This is a genomic window from Peribacillus frigoritolerans, assembly GCF_040250305.1.
Classification (GTDB): Bacteria; Bacillota; Bacilli; order Bacillales; family DSM-1321; genus Peribacillus.
In genome coordinates, this window is sequence record NZ_CP158190.1 from 5,314,817 (window position 1) to 5,332,163 (window position 17,347).

General features: G+C 40.0%; 12 protein-coding genes and 1 pseudogene. 6 read left to right on the forward strand and 7 right to left on the reverse strand.

The genetic code is table 11. The features are described from left to right. The first annotated feature begins 3 nt into the window (after positions 1-3). Both murJ and ABOA58_RS26390 read left to right on the forward strand, forming a co-directional pair. Positions 4-1,530 carry a murein biosynthesis integral membrane protein MurJ gene (gene murJ, locus ABOA58_RS26385; RefSeq protein WP_350300638.1) on the forward strand — a complete coding sequence of 509 codons (1,527 nt, stop codon included), beginning with the start codon at positions 4-6 and terminating at the stop codon, positions 1,528-1,530. Between the two features lie 24 nt (positions 1,531-1,554). Beyond that, complete coding sequence (locus ABOA58_RS26390) at positions 1,555-2,721, forward strand: glycosyltransferase family 4 protein (protein WP_350300639.1); 1,167 nt, start codon at positions 1,555-1,557, stop codon at positions 2,719-2,721. Between the two features lie 37 nt (positions 2,722-2,758). On the opposite strand, the gene tagH is transcribed toward ABOA58_RS26390, so the two are convergent. From tagH to ABOA58_RS26410, 4 genes and pseudogenes are all read right to left on the reverse strand, one after another. Then, on the reverse strand, positions 2,759-3,556 hold the full coding sequence (gene tagH / locus ABOA58_RS26395; RefSeq protein ID WP_350300640.1) for a teichoic acids export ABC transporter ATP-binding subunit TagH: 798 nt from the start codon (positions 3,554-3,556) through the stop codon (positions 2,759-2,761). 16 nt (positions 3,557-3,572) lie between these two features. Then, complete coding sequence (locus ABOA58_RS26400; protein WP_350300641.1) at positions 3,573-4,370, reverse strand: ABC transporter permease; 798 nt, start codon at positions 4,368-4,370, stop codon at positions 3,573-3,575. Between the two features lie 3 nt (positions 4,371-4,373). Further along, positions 4,374-5,576, reverse strand: a pseudogene (locus tag ABOA58_RS26405) (CDP-glycerol glycerophosphotransferase family protein); the annotation flags it as partial. 59 nt (positions 5,577-5,635) lie between these two features. Next, the gene (locus ABOA58_RS26410; protein WP_350300642.1) at positions 5,636-7,777 is read right to left on the reverse strand and encodes a CDP-glycerol glycerophosphotransferase family protein; all 2,142 of its coding nucleotides are present in this window, start codon (positions 7,775-7,777) and stop codon (positions 5,636-5,638) included. 567 nt (positions 7,778-8,344) lie between these two features. On the opposite strand from ABOA58_RS26410, the gene tagD reads away from it, so the two are divergent. The 4 genes from tagD to ABOA58_RS26430 all read left to right on the forward strand — a co-directional run bounded on the left by tagD (position 8,345) and on the right by ABOA58_RS26430 (position 12,442). Continuing rightward, positions 8,345-8,743: a glycerol-3-phosphate cytidylyltransferase gene (tagD, locus tag ABOA58_RS26415; RefSeq protein WP_350300643.1), complete on the forward strand. Its 399-nt coding sequence runs from the start codon at positions 8,345-8,347 to the stop codon at positions 8,741-8,743. Next, positions 8,736-9,899, forward strand: a complete 1,164-nt coding sequence (locus ABOA58_RS26420) for a CDP-glycerol glycerophosphotransferase family protein (protein ID WP_350300644.1) — start codon at positions 8,736-8,738, stop codon at positions 9,897-9,899. The genes tagD and ABOA58_RS26420 overlap by 8 nt, the downstream gene beginning before the upstream one ends. A 281-nt stretch (positions 9,900-10,180) precedes the next feature. Then, entirely contained in the window at positions 10,181-11,227 is a 1,047-nt protein-coding gene (locus tag ABOA58_RS26425) for a LysM peptidoglycan-binding domain-containing protein (protein ID WP_350300645.1), read from the forward strand. Positions 11,228-11,515: 288 nt separating this feature from the next. Beyond that, entirely contained in the window at positions 11,516-12,442 is a 927-nt protein-coding gene (locus ABOA58_RS26430) for an LCP family glycopolymer transferase (RefSeq protein ID WP_101223786.1), read from the forward strand. 21 nt (positions 12,443-12,463) lie between these two features. On the opposite strand, the gene ABOA58_RS26435 is transcribed toward ABOA58_RS26430, so the two are convergent. From ABOA58_RS26435 to secA, 3 genes are all read right to left on the reverse strand, one after another. Next, complete coding sequence (locus tag ABOA58_RS26435) at positions 12,464-14,248, reverse strand: LTA synthase family protein (RefSeq protein WP_350300646.1); 1,785 nt, start codon at positions 14,246-14,248, stop codon at positions 12,464-12,466. 243 nt (positions 14,249-14,491) lie between these two features. After that, complete coding sequence (locus tag ABOA58_RS26440; RefSeq protein ID WP_350300647.1) at positions 14,492-14,941, reverse strand: SLAP domain-containing protein; 450 nt, start codon at positions 14,939-14,941, stop codon at positions 14,492-14,494. After that, positions 14,938-17,316, reverse strand: coding sequence for a preprotein translocase subunit SecA (gene secA / locus ABOA58_RS26445; protein ID WP_350300648.1), 2,379 nt, complete (start codon positions 17,314-17,316; stop codon positions 14,938-14,940). The genes ABOA58_RS26440 and secA overlap by 4 nt, the downstream gene beginning before the upstream one ends. Between the last annotated feature and the right edge of the window lie 31 nt (positions 17,317-17,347).

A 17,347-nucleotide genomic window follows, 5' to 3' on the forward strand; every position in this document is an offset into this window, starting at 1 on the left:
AATATGCCTACTCTTTCACATGTCATTAAATCGGTCGGGCTCGTCACCATTATTGCAGCCATTGGAAAAGTCCTCGGATTCGGGCGGGAATCGATCATAGCCGCCTATTTCGGGGCATCATCGATGGCAGATGTTTTTTTCGTGGCAAGCCTCATACCAACCATTCTTTTTACGGCTCTCGGCAGCGGTCTTCAGGCCGGCGTTATTCCCATTTACTTGGAAAAGAAGGCGGATAACCCTTTGAAAGCTGATGAATTCATCAGTGTTTTAGGTTCTTTCTTTATGCTGGTAGCCGCAGTCATGACCATTGCCTGCATGCTTTTCATAAAGCCGCTCGTCTTGTTGACGGCCCCGGGTTTCTCTGATTCGGAGCTGGCCCTGACGGAGTCACTTACCCGGATCATGCTGCCAAGTTTACTATTTTTCACGCTTTCTTACATGGCGACGGGGGTTCTCAATGCGAATAAGCGCTTTATTCTGCCGGCCCTCACTTCCACTGCACAAAACACGGTCATTATCGGAGCCACCATTCTGTTCGCTGCTCCGTTTGGGATTGAAGGCTTGGCTTGGGGATTTGTGTTCGGTGCAGCAAGCCAGTTCCTTATTCAATACCCATCATTGAAGCAGTACGGAATCCGGCCCATCGTCTCTTTCCTGCCTCATAAACGGCAGATCGCACAAACACTGTGCACCTTTTATCCAATCATTATCGCCGCTTTGGCGATCCAGTTGAATAGTGTCGTCGATCGGATTATTGCGACCTCGCTCGAAACCGGAAGCGTATCGGCCCTGAACTATGCGAATCGCCTGCTGTGGCTGCCATTAAGCATTGTCCTCACGCCGCTGATTACCGTATTGTACCCTTCAATCGTCGAGCGCGCGCTTATAGGCTATCAATCTTTCCTTAATTTGACCTTAAAGGGGTTGAAATCGCTGTTATTTTTAGCGATTCCGTTCATGGTCGTCATGTTAATCAGCGGAAACAGCTTAATCACTCTGGCTTTCCAACGCGGGGCTTTCGATGCTTCAGCAACCGAAATGACTTATAGGGCATTCATCTTTTATTCAGCTTGCCTCCCGTTCTTTGCACTGAGGGATTATTTGATGAACGCCTTCTACGCCTTGAAGAAAACGAAAGTGGCGATGTATTCCTGCCTGATTGCCGTATTGCTTAACGTCCTGCTCAGCTGGGTCCTATCACGTTATCTCGGCGTCGGTGGAATCGCTTTAGCATCGGGTATTTCCATGCTCCTGCAATCTCTCTACCTTTTCGTCTATCTATGGCTGAAGACAGCAAGAGCGGACAAGGCCGCTTTCAGGGATGTTTTTCAGGAAAGCAGCAAGCTTACCATCATCGGAGCCATCATTTACGGAATGGCTCTCTGGATCCACCCGCTTACCCTAAAGTTGCCCATCATCATGGAATTAGTGATCATCTCGCTGCTGGTATTCGGATTATATCTCGCATTATCCACTCTTTTTAAAGTAAGCAGCTTGCAAGCGCTGAAAAGGATCAGATCATCAAATTAATGCAATAGAAGAAGGAGTGCTACTATGGACATTTTAATCACAACGATTTTCAACTACCCTCATGAAGGAGGGCTATCGAGTCATATCACTACGTTAAAAAAGGGGTTAATGTCACGGGGACATCATGTGGACATATTATCTTTCTCTCAATTACCCCCTTTCAAGAGGAAGATGCTCGCCCAGGCCCCAGGATTTTTATTAAATAAAGTAAAACAGGGGAGCGGCCAGCTTTTCAATGACCGGCAACGCCAAAAATTATTGGCTTCATCTATTAAAGCCTTGAAAAAGAACTATGATGTCATTAATGCTCAAGACATTTTCGCAACGCTTGCCTCCATCGAATCCGGGATACCGACGGTACAAACCGTCCATGGGTATTATTCATTCGAGGCAGTCAGCAGGGGCGCCCTTCTTCCGGACAGTGAAGAAGATTTGACCATTCGCGAACTAGAAAGAAAAGCATATCAGTCCGCTGCAAAAGTAGTGACGGTCGATCAAAGGATCAAAGACTATATCAATCACTTGGCACATATAGAGGCGGATACGATCAAGAACTTCATTGACGTGTCTGCTTTCAAACCGGAAAGAGCAAAGCGGGAGCAAACTCGCCGGGACTTTCAAATACCTCTACATAAAAAGATGCTTTTCGTTCCGAGAAGAATGACGGAAAAGAACGGCGTCATCTACCCGCTTCTTGCTCTGCCGGAGGTGCTGGAAAACCATCCTGAAACAGTATTGGTCTATGCAGGTACGGGTGAACAGCGAAGCCGGCTTGAGGAAACTGCAGCCAGGATCAAAATATCAGATTCCGTACTTTTTCTCGGTTCAGTGCCGTTCGAGAAAATGCATAACCTCTATGAAGCATCGGACATCGTACTCATCCCAAGCGTTCATTCCCATGGGGTGGAAGAAGCGACTTCCATTTCTGCTTTAGAAGCGATGAGTTGCCGCTCACCCGTCATCGCAAGTGCAATCGGAGGTTTAAAGGAGATTCTCATTGATGGTGAAGATGGTCTGTTAGTAGCTGAAAAAAATGAAGAAGCACTTGCGCAAGCCATCTCCAACCTGCTTAATGATCCTGAATATGCAGCAAAGTTAGCTACGAAAGCAAGATATAAAATGGAAAGCGAATACTCCCACCTTTCAGCTGCCGAGCGGTTTGAGAAAGCTTATGATGAAGTGCTTAACTAAAAAAAGCAGACCCGAAGCCCGGGTCTGCTTTTCACTTTCATACCAGTGCGGAACTGCGCCTTTTCATTTGTTCTTCACGGTATTTTTTCTGCTCTTTTTTAGACATGGCGTTATATTCTTTCAAGAATGCTTCATATTGTGGCATTACTTCGTTCATGGCACCGTATGCCTTTAACTCTCCATATTCAAGCCATAAAGCCTTTTGGCAAAATTTCTTCATCTGACCGATTGAATGGCTGACAAAGAACATCGTTTTGCCCTTTGCCTTAAATTCGTTCATTTTCTCTAAACACTTCTCAGCAAAGTTTTTATCCCCGACTGATAGGGCTTCATCAATAATCAGGATATCTGGATCGATATGCACGGAAATCGAGAAACCAAGTCTGGACTTCATCCCGCTTGAGTAGGATTTCACTGGTTGATCAATGAACTTACCAAGCTCTGAAAACTCGATGATCTCAGGCTCCAGTTCTTTGATCTGATTCTTGTCGAATCCAAGCATCAGCATTTTCAGTTCGATGTTTTCCCTGCCCGTCAATTGATTATTAAGGCCCGATGCAACGGCAATCAATGCCGGTTTCCCGTTGGTTTGGACATTTCCATCCGTTGGGGGGATAATGCCGGCAATAATATTGGACAAGGTTGATTTCCCGGAACCGTTGACACCGACAAATCCGATCACATCACCCTTTTCCGCTTCAAAACTAACATTCCTCAGAGCAAAATACTCTTCTCCATAGCTTTTCGGTAAAAGGAGATCCAATAATTTTTCCGAGCTTTTATTATATAATTTATATTTTTTCGTAACGTCTTTGACTATAACCGATTTTTCCAAATTTTCTCACTTCCGTTTACTTAAAGTCAACAAAGCGATCTCTAAACCTGACATGCAGCGTGGAACCTATCAAAAACAAGATGATTACGACTGCCCAGAAATAAAGCGTATATTCCCAATGCACTATCAGGTACCATGATTCCCCCAATAATGAAGCACGATACCCATCCACAATATAATATAGTGGATTCAACTTCATGATATCAGCGATGAGTGGATGATCTTTAGGATCTATTACCCAAAGGATTGGCGTTAAATAAAACAGTACTTTCATTAAGGACACGATTATATTGTGAACATCACGAATGATGGTCGATAAGGTTGAAGAAATTAATCCGAATGAAAATAGCAAGGCAACCGTAGCTACGATAAAATACGGCAGTTGTATGATATAAAATGTGGGGAGGTAACCAGTGAAACCTAAAAGTATGATAATCACTCCAAGCAGCATAAGATGCTGGTACAGCTTCGCAAAAATGACATAAGTAGGAATGACACTCAGCGGAAAGCTCATCTTGGATACCATATTCAGTCGGGAATAGACAGATTTGGATACCTGGGTTGTACTCGCATTAACAAAAAACCAGACAACGATCCCTGCCATCAACCATGGTAGGAATTCCTCTCCGCGATTAAAGATCCCAAACCCGAATACGAACCAATAGATCGAAATCTGTATCATCGGACTGATGATCTCCCATAGGATTCCTAGATAGTTACTGCTGTTGGCACTTTTCACCTCATAAACAGACAAACGCCTTGCCAAATAAAAATTATTGATTTGTTCTTTTAAAACGGTCAAAGCTGAACTCATATATTACACAGACCTTCCTAAAAACACTTTTTCTATAACACGTCGTGTAGCCTGGCCATCCTCGAGTGCACAAAACCGTTCGTGAAAACGATTCATTTCAACTGTATTTTCTGATTCAATGGCCTTGATACTATCAATTATTTCATCAGACGTTTTAACTAACGAACCTGGTGCATTCGTTTCAAAATCAAAGTAAAACCCGCGAAGCTTGTCCCTGTAGTTCTCAATATCATATACATAGAAAAGCATCGGACGCTTTAAATTAGCGTAATCAAAAAATACTGAGGAATAATCCGTTATTAGTAAATCTGAAATTAGATACAAATGACTGATATCTTCATAACTGGATAAATTGTAAGCGAATCCTTGATAAGCCGATAAATCCAAGTTGTCGGAAATTAAATAATGAAGACGGAGTAATATTACATACTCATCCCCTAATTCCTGTTTCAATCGATTCAAATCCAGTTTAATTTCAAACTTATATTTCCCCTTGCCATAAAACTCATCATCTCTCCACGTAGGGGCATATAAAATGACCTTTTTCTCTGATGGTATACCCAACTTCCGTTTCAATGAATCGATTGTATCACGATTATTTCCATTGTAAAGTAAATCATTACGCGGATAACCTGTTTCCAAAATTTTAGAAGTATCAACATTGAAGGCCCGGGCAAAAATCTCACTAGAATAAGCGTTAGGGGATATTAAATAATCCCATTTACTTGATTCGGCATGGAAGTTTTCTTTATAACTTTCCGTGGTTGTCCCAGGCATATGCACTTCCTTCATATCTGCAGCAAGTTTCTTTAAAGGAGTCCCATGCCATGTTTGCAAATAGACCGTGTGCTTCGGCTTAGGAATCCACAGCGGCAGCCTGCTGTTCGTAACCCAATAGCGGGCTCGAGTCATTTTGAGCAGCCAACTAAGTGAAAAACGTTTGAGATATGGAATACCTGCCCCTTCGAATTGAGATGTATGCCTTTTATCTACACTCCAATACATTTTATATTCTGGATGGTGACTCTGCAAGTATTCATATATTGCCCGGGGATTGCAGCTATACTGCTTGCCTAAAAAGCTTTCGAAAACAACAAGCTTTTGATCTGCAGGCAACACTTTACCTGCAACGGCGAAAGCCATTTTATAGGCGCTCGTTAGCATAGCTTTCCCTTTCGTCACTATTGATGCCATATGCTTCCCCTTTCAAAAAAAGAACCGACTGTTAAACAGCCGGTATATTCATGATCACATTGAAAGCCATTCTAAACAGTAGTATTGCTCTTCACAAACACTTGCTCTACAACGCGTTTAGAGGATTCCCCGCATTCTAAATAGCAAAACTTTTGATAAAACTCTTCAAATCGTCCACTCAATTTGAAATTGCTTCTTTCGATATTCCTGACCTCTTCAATAAGTTCTTCTGTGGTCTTTGTCAAAAGACCAGGTGCTTTCTCTTCAAAGTCAAAATAGAAGCCCCTTAAGTTATCACGGTAATCTTCTATATCATACGTAAAGAAAATCATAGGTCTTCTTAAGTTCGCATAATCGAAGAAGACGGAGGAATAGTCCGTCACTAGTAAATCAGATATCAAATATAGTTCGCGAATGTCCTCTAAATGAGAGAAATCATAGGCGAAGCCTTCAAATTCGGAAAGATCCATGTTCTGGGCCACTAAATAATGCATACGCATAATGACAATATAGGAATCGCCAAGCTCTTCCTGCATCCGCGTTAAATCCAGCTCCAAATTAAACTTATATTTCCCTTTCCTGAAAAATTGATTATCTCTCCAGGTTGGGGCATACAAAATAAGTTTCTTATCAAGAGGAAGATTGAATTTTCTTTTAAGCTCATTAATCGTTTCTTCATTATTGGAGTTATGCAAGAAATCGTTACGTGGGTAACCTGATTCAATCATCTTCCGGTCGAACTGGAATGCCCTTTGGAAAATCTCTGTGGAATACGCGTTTGGTGAAACTAAGTAATCCCAGTTACTCGCTTCCCTCAGGAAGTTCGCTTTATATTTATCCGTATTGGTCCCAGGCATATGAACTTCTTCCATATCCATCGCAAGACGCTTAAGGGGAGTTCCATGCCAAGTTTGAATATATATCGTGTGTTTAGGCTTTGGAATCCACAACGGGAACCGAACATTGTTAACCCAGTACTTTGCCCTCGTCATGATCAATAACCATCGGATGGAAAAACGTCTGACATACTCTACATCCTTTTGAGCAAAATACTTCATTGAAGCACGGTCGACGCTCCACACCAGTTTATAGTCTGGGTTATTCACTTTCATGTATTCATATATGGCCCTAGGACTGTCGCTATATTGCTTTCCATGATAGCTTTCGAATACTACCAATTTTTTATTGGCTGGAATAAGCAGGCTCATTACAGCAAAAGCTGACTTATACCATTTCCTCAGACGCTTACTTCTTCTGGTTTTCACCCAGGTACTTTTCGCTTTTTTGAGAACCTGCGTTTTAAAATTATATTTAGAAGCAGATAAAGAAAAGTACTTCGATATTTTTGTTGCTTTTATTTTAATTTGTATTTTTTTATTCTGTACTTTAATTATTCTTTTTGCAGGCAGATCCTTTATAGTACTGCATTTCATCCGAACACTTCTTACTTCTTCCATTTCGCCATTTCTTTCATAATGCAGAACTGTATAGAACATGAAATACTTTGGCTGCTCTCCATCGATTTCAGACCTCAGATCGACCTCGCCTTGAAAACCGATATTTTCATGAAGCTTGATTCCAGGAAACCTTTCCAGTAGGTCTTTACGTTCAAAACCAGTCAAAGGTATGATAACTTCTTCTTCATTTAAATTATTCCTGACCAGTAATTCAACTTTTTTGAATTCAAGCTCATCCAATTGGAATAATGGAGGAAAATTAAAATGACCATTAAGATGAACTGTGCCATCCTTTCGTAGCTCAATATCTTCAAAAAAGGAAAACATCTTATAATCATTCGCATAAAAGGAAAGGTTACCTTTTTTTGTCGCAAATGGATAAAACATTTTTTTGCGATCTTCATTCAGAATGGAAAAGAAATTCAACTGGCGTTTTTTACTTCTAATCCGTTTTGTAACAGGTGCACCTTCGATTTCCCGAAGGATATGCAAATCCCACATTTCACCCTCAACAAGGCGATCTTTTAGTGGTTGATACGGCAGCTTCACTTCAAATAAAAAATAATCATCCGTTTGATCTTTCACATGAAAATCCAAATGGATTATATCATCTATATTGTATCTATTCGTTAAAATAAAAGAGTGACTCTCTATTCCGTCAAGAAAACTCTGTTTTATGGCTATTTCTATATAATAAACTTCATCAACAAGCCGGACATTCATCGTTTTTCTATTCTTAAAAATATAATTCTCCATTTTGAAGAAATTCCCCTCTCGGCAGCAAGCATATCATATGCTCCAAATAAGAATATTATAGGATTACAAACATCTAATTTCAAACTTACTTTTATCTAATATCATTAATTTTATAACAATGACCCATTTTCTGCCTTGAATTTCCAATAATCGATTGAAGAGTTCAAACAATGGTCATTTTTGATTTCGGAAACCTAAACAAGTCTAGCAAAAAAATTACATCCGGTCTATTACCTCGCGATTTTTAACATAAATGAAATATACCTTCCTTTTACTGAATTAGTTATGTGTTATACTAAAACTCTGATTATCATAATTTCAATATAACTATAGTTATTCATTCTTGATAAACAACCAATTAAATTATAGAATTGAATCCAAAATTACAATTTACATTATCTTTATAATCTAACAGGATTGTAAAATTTTTGTGGTTCAATTGTAAATTTTATTTGTTATAATTAGATAGACAAGACATCTAAGCATCATTTATAAGTAACGAAGCGTCTTTTTTTTTGCGACCATCAAGATTAAATATATAAATACATTTATACAGGAGGAATAAAGATGAAGAAAGTAATCACTTACGGAACCTTTGATTTGCTTCATTGGGGTCATATCAATCTATTAAAACGCGCTAAAGACTTAGGGGATTATCTGATTGTTGCCATTTCCACGGATGAATTCAATGCTTTAAAAGATAAAAAAGCTTATCATAGCTTTGAAAACAGAAAAATGATCCTTGAATCAATCCGCTATGTGGATGAAGTTATACCTGAAGACAATTGGGAACAAAAGAGGGAAGACATCGTTCGTGAAGGTGTAGATATCTTTGTAATGGGTGATGACTGGAAAGGCCAATTCGATGAATTATCCGAAGTTTGTGAAGTGGTCTACCTTCCAAGAACAATCGGCATATCGACTTCCCAAATTAAAGAGGACCTTTTACAAGTTACTAATGGCTAAAGAATTCGCGATAGGGATTTATCTTTTTTGTTTCAAAGTTTTATTCTCTATCTTTAAACTTTTCCCTTTATATGACAAAACGACCTTTGTCACATCATTCGGGGACAATTGCCAATATATCGCAAATGAAATGGACAAGCAGGACATTTCCATTCAAAAAGTATTTTTAATGAAATCGAGCAGTTCCATACAAGTTAAGGACGATGGGGAAACCATCGTCCTTCCGTTTGAATCAAAAAATATCATGGCCATGATCCGATCGGTTTATCATCTGGCTACATCAAAGTGGATTATCATCGATAATTATTTTGGCTTTCTTTCAGCTATTGCATTCAAAAAGCAAGTGACATGTGTCCAAGTATGGCATGCAGCCGGTGCCGTTAAGCAATTCGGGGCAAAAGACCCTTCCATTCAAAACCGTTCAGCCGGTGCAAGGAAAAGATTTTTAGAGGTATATAACAAATTCGATTATGTTACGGCAGGTTCAGAGAGAATGGCCGAAATTTTTCAAGAAAGTTTTCAACTGCCGGCATCCCATATCCTAAGGACCGGGATACCTCGGACCGATTTCTTTTTCAATGATGAATCAAAAAGAAATGCCCGTAATGCTTTGCTGGACAAGTATCCAGAACTTGAGCATAAGAAAATCATCCTGTATGCCCCTACATTCCGTAATGATGGCTTGAACAGCGGAGAGATTGCACTTGATTTGGAATTGCTCTACAAGGAACTTCAGGGCGAAAATTATGCGTTATTGCTAAAACTGCATCCAGCAGTAAATGCAGAGCATGATTTACAAGATAAATTCCCGGGATTCATTTACCCTATCAATAGTGAATTTCACGTTAATCAGCTGCTTATCAGTACGGATCTTTTAATAACCGATTACTCATCGATACCATTTGAATTCTCTTTCTTGGAAAGACCCATGATATTCTTTGCATATGACTTAGAAAAGTATGTGCAGGAACGGGGATTCTGGGAGGATTACTCCTCTTCCATGCCCGGACCCGTGGTATCTACCACAGAAGAACTCTTAAAGAAAATCCGAGCCGCCGATCATTCATTACTGAAGATCGCATCCTTTAACCATAAATGGAATGAATACTCCACAGGAAATTCAAGCAGGAATTTAGTCGATTTCCTTTTTAAATGAAAACCCACTTCGTAAAACGAAGTGGGTTTTCATTTTTCCCTATGGAAATGCACATCCTAAAAAGGGGACATTTTTACAGAGAATGACAAATAAAAACGCAAAACTCCTCAATGTGAAAAAAGACTCACAATATAGAAAATATTGTAGATTACATTACTCAAAACCCTCCAATATAAACCAGTAAAATACTACTATTTTCCCCATGTAACAAAAATGTAATATGTTTAAACCTGTTTATTTTGTTAGAATAGGGAAAAAGACATATTTAGAGGTGGAAAATCGTGAAAAAAAGTGTTGTCGCATTTTCGACATTAGCCATTTTATCTTCGACTTTTGTTTCTCCTGCCCTTGCCGGTACATATACAGTCAAAAGCGGTGATAACTTAAGTAAAATCGCCCAGAAGCATAATACGACGGTAAAAGACTTAAAACAGCTTAATAACTTAAAATCAGACTTTTTGAGAATCAATCAAAAATTAATTACACCCAACTCCAAAACAACATCAACATCAAATGCTTCTTCAGTTTCCGTGAAAAAAACAAAGAAAACCACATATACCATTGTTTCAGGTGACACCTTAACCAGGATAGCAAACAAGCATAACCTTACACTTGCTGAATTGATGAAACTGAATAACTTAAAATCCGATAGAATTTATGCAGGTAACAAACTTATCGTATCTAAATCAACCACTACCACTACCATTGATTTACCCGGCAGCTCCAAACCATCCAATGTTACACAGACCCCAGTCAATTCGTCTACATACATTGTGGTAAAAGGTGACACTCTTTCCAAGATTTCAAGAAAAACCAACTTGTCTGTAGCTCAGCTTAAATCAATCAACTCTTTAAAGTCCGATTTAATCAGAGTGGGGCAAAAGCTAAAACTAAGTAAATCCGCAAGTACTGCCCCAGCTGATAAAAACGATGAAGGAAAAGTGGAAGCCCCAAGTTCGGGGAACAAAGTGGCCAAGCTCGTTTCCGAAGCAAAAAAATTAATTGGTACACCATATTCGTGGGCGGGTTCCTCCCCATCAGGTTTCGATTGCAGCGGATTCATTTACTATACATTCAAGAAGGCTGGGTATGACGTGCCGAGGCTTTCATCTTCCACATATTATGATATGGGTAAAAAGGTTACTTCACCGAAAAGCGGCGATCTTATCTTCTTTGCAACGGGTTCCAATAAATCAGTGGTAAGTCATATGGGAATCTACTTGGGCGGCGGGGAATTCATTCATGCCTCATCAAGCAAGGGAGTAACAATCAGTACTACTTCAAACTCTTATTTCAAGAGTAAAATCATCGGTTATAGAAGTCTATAAGATTTACTTGCCAGACTTTCTCTTAAAGTCTGGCAATTTCATGTAAAAGAATCATAGCTTCTTTTTCAGAAGTTATACTATTAACGAAACATTCTACTGATGTACTAACGAAGGAATTCGGTTTCTCTGGAATCCTTCGTTTTTTTTGGATGAAAAAAGGTAAATATGCACTCTAAGTACAAAAAGAAACTATTCTATTTTTGACAAAAAAAAGGTATAGTTAAAAATACCGACTAGGTACTTTTTCACACCTTCCATTTTGTGGGATGGTTAAGGGAGGAATATTAAATGAGATCCGAACATAAAAAAAAGAAAAAGAAACGCAAAACGTTTAAAATAATCGGCTTTACCCTTCTTATCCTTTTCATTGGCGCAGGTGTTTATGGCGCTTCAGTTTATCAATCATTAGCTGGTGCGATTAGCACTATGCAGGGTACAGCCCATAAAACGGATAAACGGGTAGAGGACATCAAGTTCAAAAGCAAAGATCCATTTTCATTGCTGATTCTTGGTGTGGATGAAAGGGAAAATGACTCAGGTCGATCAGATACGATGATTGTCATGACGGTTAATCCTAAAAAAGAATCGATCGAGTTATTGAGTTTACCGAGGGATACGCGTACAGAGATCATCGGTAAAGGTATAAATGATAAAATGAACCATGCCTATGCATATGGCGGAGTTGCCATGTCGATAAATACAGTGGAAGCCTATTTGGATATTCCGATTGATTATTACGTTAAAATGAATATGGAAGGCTTTCAGGATATTGTGAATGCTGTTGGTGGCGTTACAGTCGATAATGATATGGACCTTGCCTATAAAGGATATACTTTCAATAAAGGCACAATAGACTTAAATGGTAAAGAGGCCTTGATTTATTCCCGAATCCGTAAGGAAGATCCCCGTGGGGATTATGGTCGGCAAATGCGGCAACGCCAGGTTATCCAAGCTGTCATGAAAAAAGGGTCAAGCCTATCGACACTTACCAATTATGACGATATATTCGAAGCTCTAGGTAAAAACGTGGAAACCAATTTAAGTTTCAATGAAATGTTGAGCATCCAAAATAACTACAAATCATCCCTCAAAAATATTGAACAATATACACTTGAAGGTGACAATCAACGGGTAGATGGCGTTTGGTACAACATCGTTCCTGAAGATACAAAGCTTGAAGCCCAAAATCGGGTGAAAACGCATTTAGGATTATAAGAAAAAAGAGGATGGCTTTTATCAGTCATCCTCTTTTTTCTCTTCCTTCATTTGTTTAAAGTAATCAGAGCGCAACACTTGATCACTCAGATCAATCTCCTTTTGGTCTTCTGGTGAAAATTCTCCGACCTTTCCTTCCCCATTTATTTTCATTTGAGAACCATAATCCCCTTTTAATATCAAAGCATCGCCATCTTCGCCATCCAGCATGCTCTCTCCAAAGTATGAAGAACTCTTAATATTGAACAGATCATATAGAGTTGGTAAAATATCGATTTGGCCCGCTACCTTATCAATCGTTCTCCCTTCCATATCCTCCTGATAAATGATCACGGGAATGGGCATATATTTTTCAATCCACTCTTCATCGCTAATTTTACTACCGTAATACGCTTCAACCTCGTGTTTATCTTTTAAAAATAGCCCATCATGATCTCCGTATATGACAATCACGCTGTCTTTCAATTTCCCGTCATCCTTCAACCTCTTTACGAAATCCCCGATGGCTGAATCTGTATAATGAATGGCTTCAAAATATTTAGTCAGGTAACTGTTCTCTTTTCCAGCTTCAGGCTTCAATGTTATCTGTTCCTTTGGCAGCGAAAAAGGTACATGGCTGGTCAATGTAACGAAAAAAGCGTAATAGGGATTTTGTTTATCTTTTAAGAAATCATAGCTTTGCTTGAAGAAACTGCGGTCTCCCAATCCCATCGAAATCATCTCATCTTGCGACATATCCTCTATGGAAAGATAGTCATCAAACCCTAGCGAGGGATATGCATGCTGCCTATTCCAAAAGTCTTCTTCATCTCCGTGGAAAGCAAAACTTTGATAATCCGACTTTTTTAATTCCTTAGCAAGACCCGGAAAATCATTATATGGGAATCGAAAAAAGGTCGCACCCTGCTTTAAAGGAAATAATCCGGTATTCACGATAAGCTCTCCGTCAGATGAATTCCCAAATACCGTCTGTGGATAAACATGGGGAAAGTACAGCCCCCCTTTCGCCAGTTCATTCATGAATGGCGTGACCTCCTGCCCGGCACTGCTTTGAAATAGCGGAAACGCCTGTAAAGATTCCACCTGAATGATGATAAGATTCTTCCCCTCCAAGGAGCCTGAATGCCCATTTTCCGTTCTTTTCTTTTTATTGAAGTAATCAGAAACGGCCTTCTTTTCTTGCAAAGACATTCCATGCCTTCCCGAGTCAGTAAAGTAGGCATACGTATCCAATGCGTGATGACCGATCGGGCCCCAGTTTCGCAAGAAGGTATTCGCCTCATAGCGCCTGGTTATATCTACTTTGTCGATAAAAATGTTCTTGACCGGCTTCAATCCTGCTATCATCAGGAATATTATGGCCGGTACAAGCGCCATATGCTTGAGGGGGTATTTTTTCTTCACAAATGACTCAGCAATTGGAATGCCTACCAGAAGAAAGATTGCATCCTTCATTTCCATCATACTGAATATACTTTCACCAAGCCCATTCAGGTTGCTTTTTTGCATCCACATATAGGATGTTATAGGTGTCGAATAATAACGGTAAAACCAGATGTCCCCAAGGAAAAAGACCATGATCGAAAGAAGGAAAACTGAAAAAATGATGCCTTTTACGATTCGATTCGATATCCATTCCTTCAGATAAACAATAAAACCGGCAACACCGATGATTATCGTAATTATCCCAATAGAAAGACCGTTACCCATCCTATCATTCGTATAAATGAAAAGTATGGCCACGATTGAGAATGACAATAACTCAAATAGCCTCTCCTTCAAGCGTTGTTTACGGTTATTCTTCATGCTCCTGCCACTTTCCTCTTCATTATTTCCAAGCCTTGGTTAAGCCTGATTGCGGAAGATTACTTATAAATATTACTTAGCGTTGCCATTTATGAGAAGTTGCACACAGAAAACGCATAAATATTTGGCACTAATGACTTCCTTTATAAACAAAAAGCCTTCATCACTAAAAGGATGAGGGCTTTGCTTTGGATCTCCGGTAAAATAGCTGCCGGTTGCCGCTAGACTCATGCGGGTATTTCCCTACTTTCTCTTCCATTCAAAAGCAATCTTCCAACCTTTATCAGTAATCGATTCCGCCAACATATCCCCTTCCTCGAATAAGAAACGCCATGGCATGCTTGAAAGTGCTGGAAGTTCACCAAGCTCTGAAAGATCGAATGCCTTCTTTGCGAGGAATTTTCCATCTCCATCAACTAACAGTAAATCCACGATATCAAAACTGACAGCTTTCTCTATTGAATTTCGTAGAAAAGCCTCTATGATTACATCATCTTCCACCCTAGTCAGCTTGATGCCGGATAATGAAATTTGGTTCGGTTTTAATGCAGGAAGCCTTTGATGGTGGAATTTATATACATATTCTTCTTGCTTGGAAATTTCCCACCCCTTGTGAAACATCAGGGCAGTATGAACGGTGTCATCCTGATCTGATAACTTTTGTGTATTATCCTTTTTTCCCAATAAACTCATCGTTCCTCACCCTCCAAAGCAGCTTCATCTTCCTGATTGCTTTTCATATACTCCATAAAACGGATGCTTATCTCCGACTCAATTTTACTTAATAGAAGGTTAAATTGACTGAGAGCTGCTTTTTCAAACAACGTATATGGGTCCTGCTGACCATATCCGCTTAAACCAACGCCTTCCTTCACACTGTTCATTTGATCCAGGTGGTTCATCCAATTTGTATCGATATGCTGAAGCATGAAAGCGCGCAACTGGTTTCCCCATTCTGCATCGTTCTGAAAGATCACCAGTCTCGATTCAAATTCACCTAAAGCATCCAACGCCATTCCTTCTATTTTGCCTACTAAATCCTGCAAATCACTTGCCTGCCATCCCAACGACTGGAAAACAGGGGAAAGCTCTTCAATAAAGGCAGAGGAACCAGGTTCCATCTTATCTTCAGGGGAATATTTCACTGTAAGCCGAGTAATGTATTTTTCGATATATTCAAGTAAAATGGCCGACACCCGTCCAGGCTCCATATCAAGAATCCGATCTCTCATTGCATAGATGATTTTACTCTGCTCATTTAATGCATGCTCTAACTTCAATAAATGGTAACGGCTTGATTGATGCATTTGCTCTACCGTTTCCTGAACCATTTTAACGAATTTATCGGGTGCAGGGCTCAGCACCAATCCATTTTCATCTATTTTGATTTTCTTGATATAACGTCCGATTTCTTCTTCATCATAGTAATCAAACAAGTCATCTTCCAAAGAAATGATGAATTGTGTTGAACCAGGATCACCCTGCCGGCCGGAACGTCCTCTTAGCTGCATATCGATCCGACGGCTCTCGTGTCGCTCCGTACCGATAATATGAAGGCCGCCCAATTCCTTGACATCATCTCCAAGTATTATATCCGTTCCTCGCCCAGCCATGTTCGTAGCCAGCATCACTTGATTTTTTTGCCCGGCATTCGCGATGATTTCCGCTTCATCCTCTTCCGTCTTCGCATTTAGGATTTGATGTTTAATTTTCCCCTTCTCTAGTTGAACCGAAATTTTTTCAGATTGCTCAATGGAGGTCGTTCCGATCAGTATGGGTCTGCCTCCACCATGAATCCGTTTTACTTCCGAGACGATTTTATTGATTTTGCTTGTTTCATCTTTATAAATCAAATCTACCTCATCAACTCGAATAATAGGCTCATTAGTTGGAATTTCAATGACGGGGAGCTGATATATTTCCCGGAATTCAGACTTTGATGGCATGGCACTGCCTGTCATCCCAGACATTGAATGATATAATCGAAAATAATTTTGGACGGTAATCATAGCCTGTGTTTCATTCTCTTCGGAAATCTCCAAGCCCTCTTTTGCCTCAATCGCTTGATGAAGCCCCTCACTGAAGCTTCGCCCTTCCATCACCCTGCCTGTGAATTTATCGATGATTGCAATCTTTTCATCGATGACAATGTAGTCGACATCCAATTTCATGATTGCATGGGCTTTTAGCGCCTGTGTAACATTATGTAATAGCTCTTGATGCTCGATTCCATATAGATTGTCGATACCAAAGGCCGCTTCAATCTTGGAAGCCCCTTGATCCGTGAAAAAGGCGGACTTTGAATCGATGTAAATCTCGTAATCCTCATTTTCTACAAATGACTTCATGATTTGTGCCGTGATCTGGTGAAGCTCGGTTCCGTCACTTGCCCTGCCCGCAATGATTAATGGTGTCCTCGCTTCATCAATCAGGATGCTGTCAATCTCATCGACAATGGCAAATCGGTGTCCTCTTTGAACCTTGTCTTCTCTTCGGTAGACCATATTATCACGCAAATAATCAAAACCGAACTCTGTTGCCGTCCCATACGTGATATCCGCCGCATACGCATCACGTTTCGCGGAAGGCCCCATTTGGGAAATGTTCAAATCAACCGTCAAACCTAGATATTCTAGAATTTGTCCCATCAATTCTTTATCACGTCTGGCCAAATATTCATTGGCCGTAATAATATGCACACCATTACCGTACAGTGCATGTAAATAGCTAGGCAAAGTGGAGACAAGCGTCTTCCCCTCGCCCGTATTCATTTGTGCAATGCCCCCTTCACTCAGGACAAAACCGCCTGCAAGCTGAACATCATGGTGCCTAAGATTCAATACTCGCTTGGAAGCCTCCCTCACGACCGCAAAAGCTTCGGATTGTATATCCAATATATTAACACCAGCATCCAATACGCTTTTAAATCTATCCTTCATTCCGCTTAATTCCAGATCTGAATATCTTTCATATTTACCCTCTAGCCGATTCACTTCTTCTACCAACTTATAAATTCTCTTCAAGTCTTTAGAACCTTCTTTGAAGAACTTTTTCATACTGGATAGCATAGGGTTTTCTCTCCTATTATTTCAATTGAAC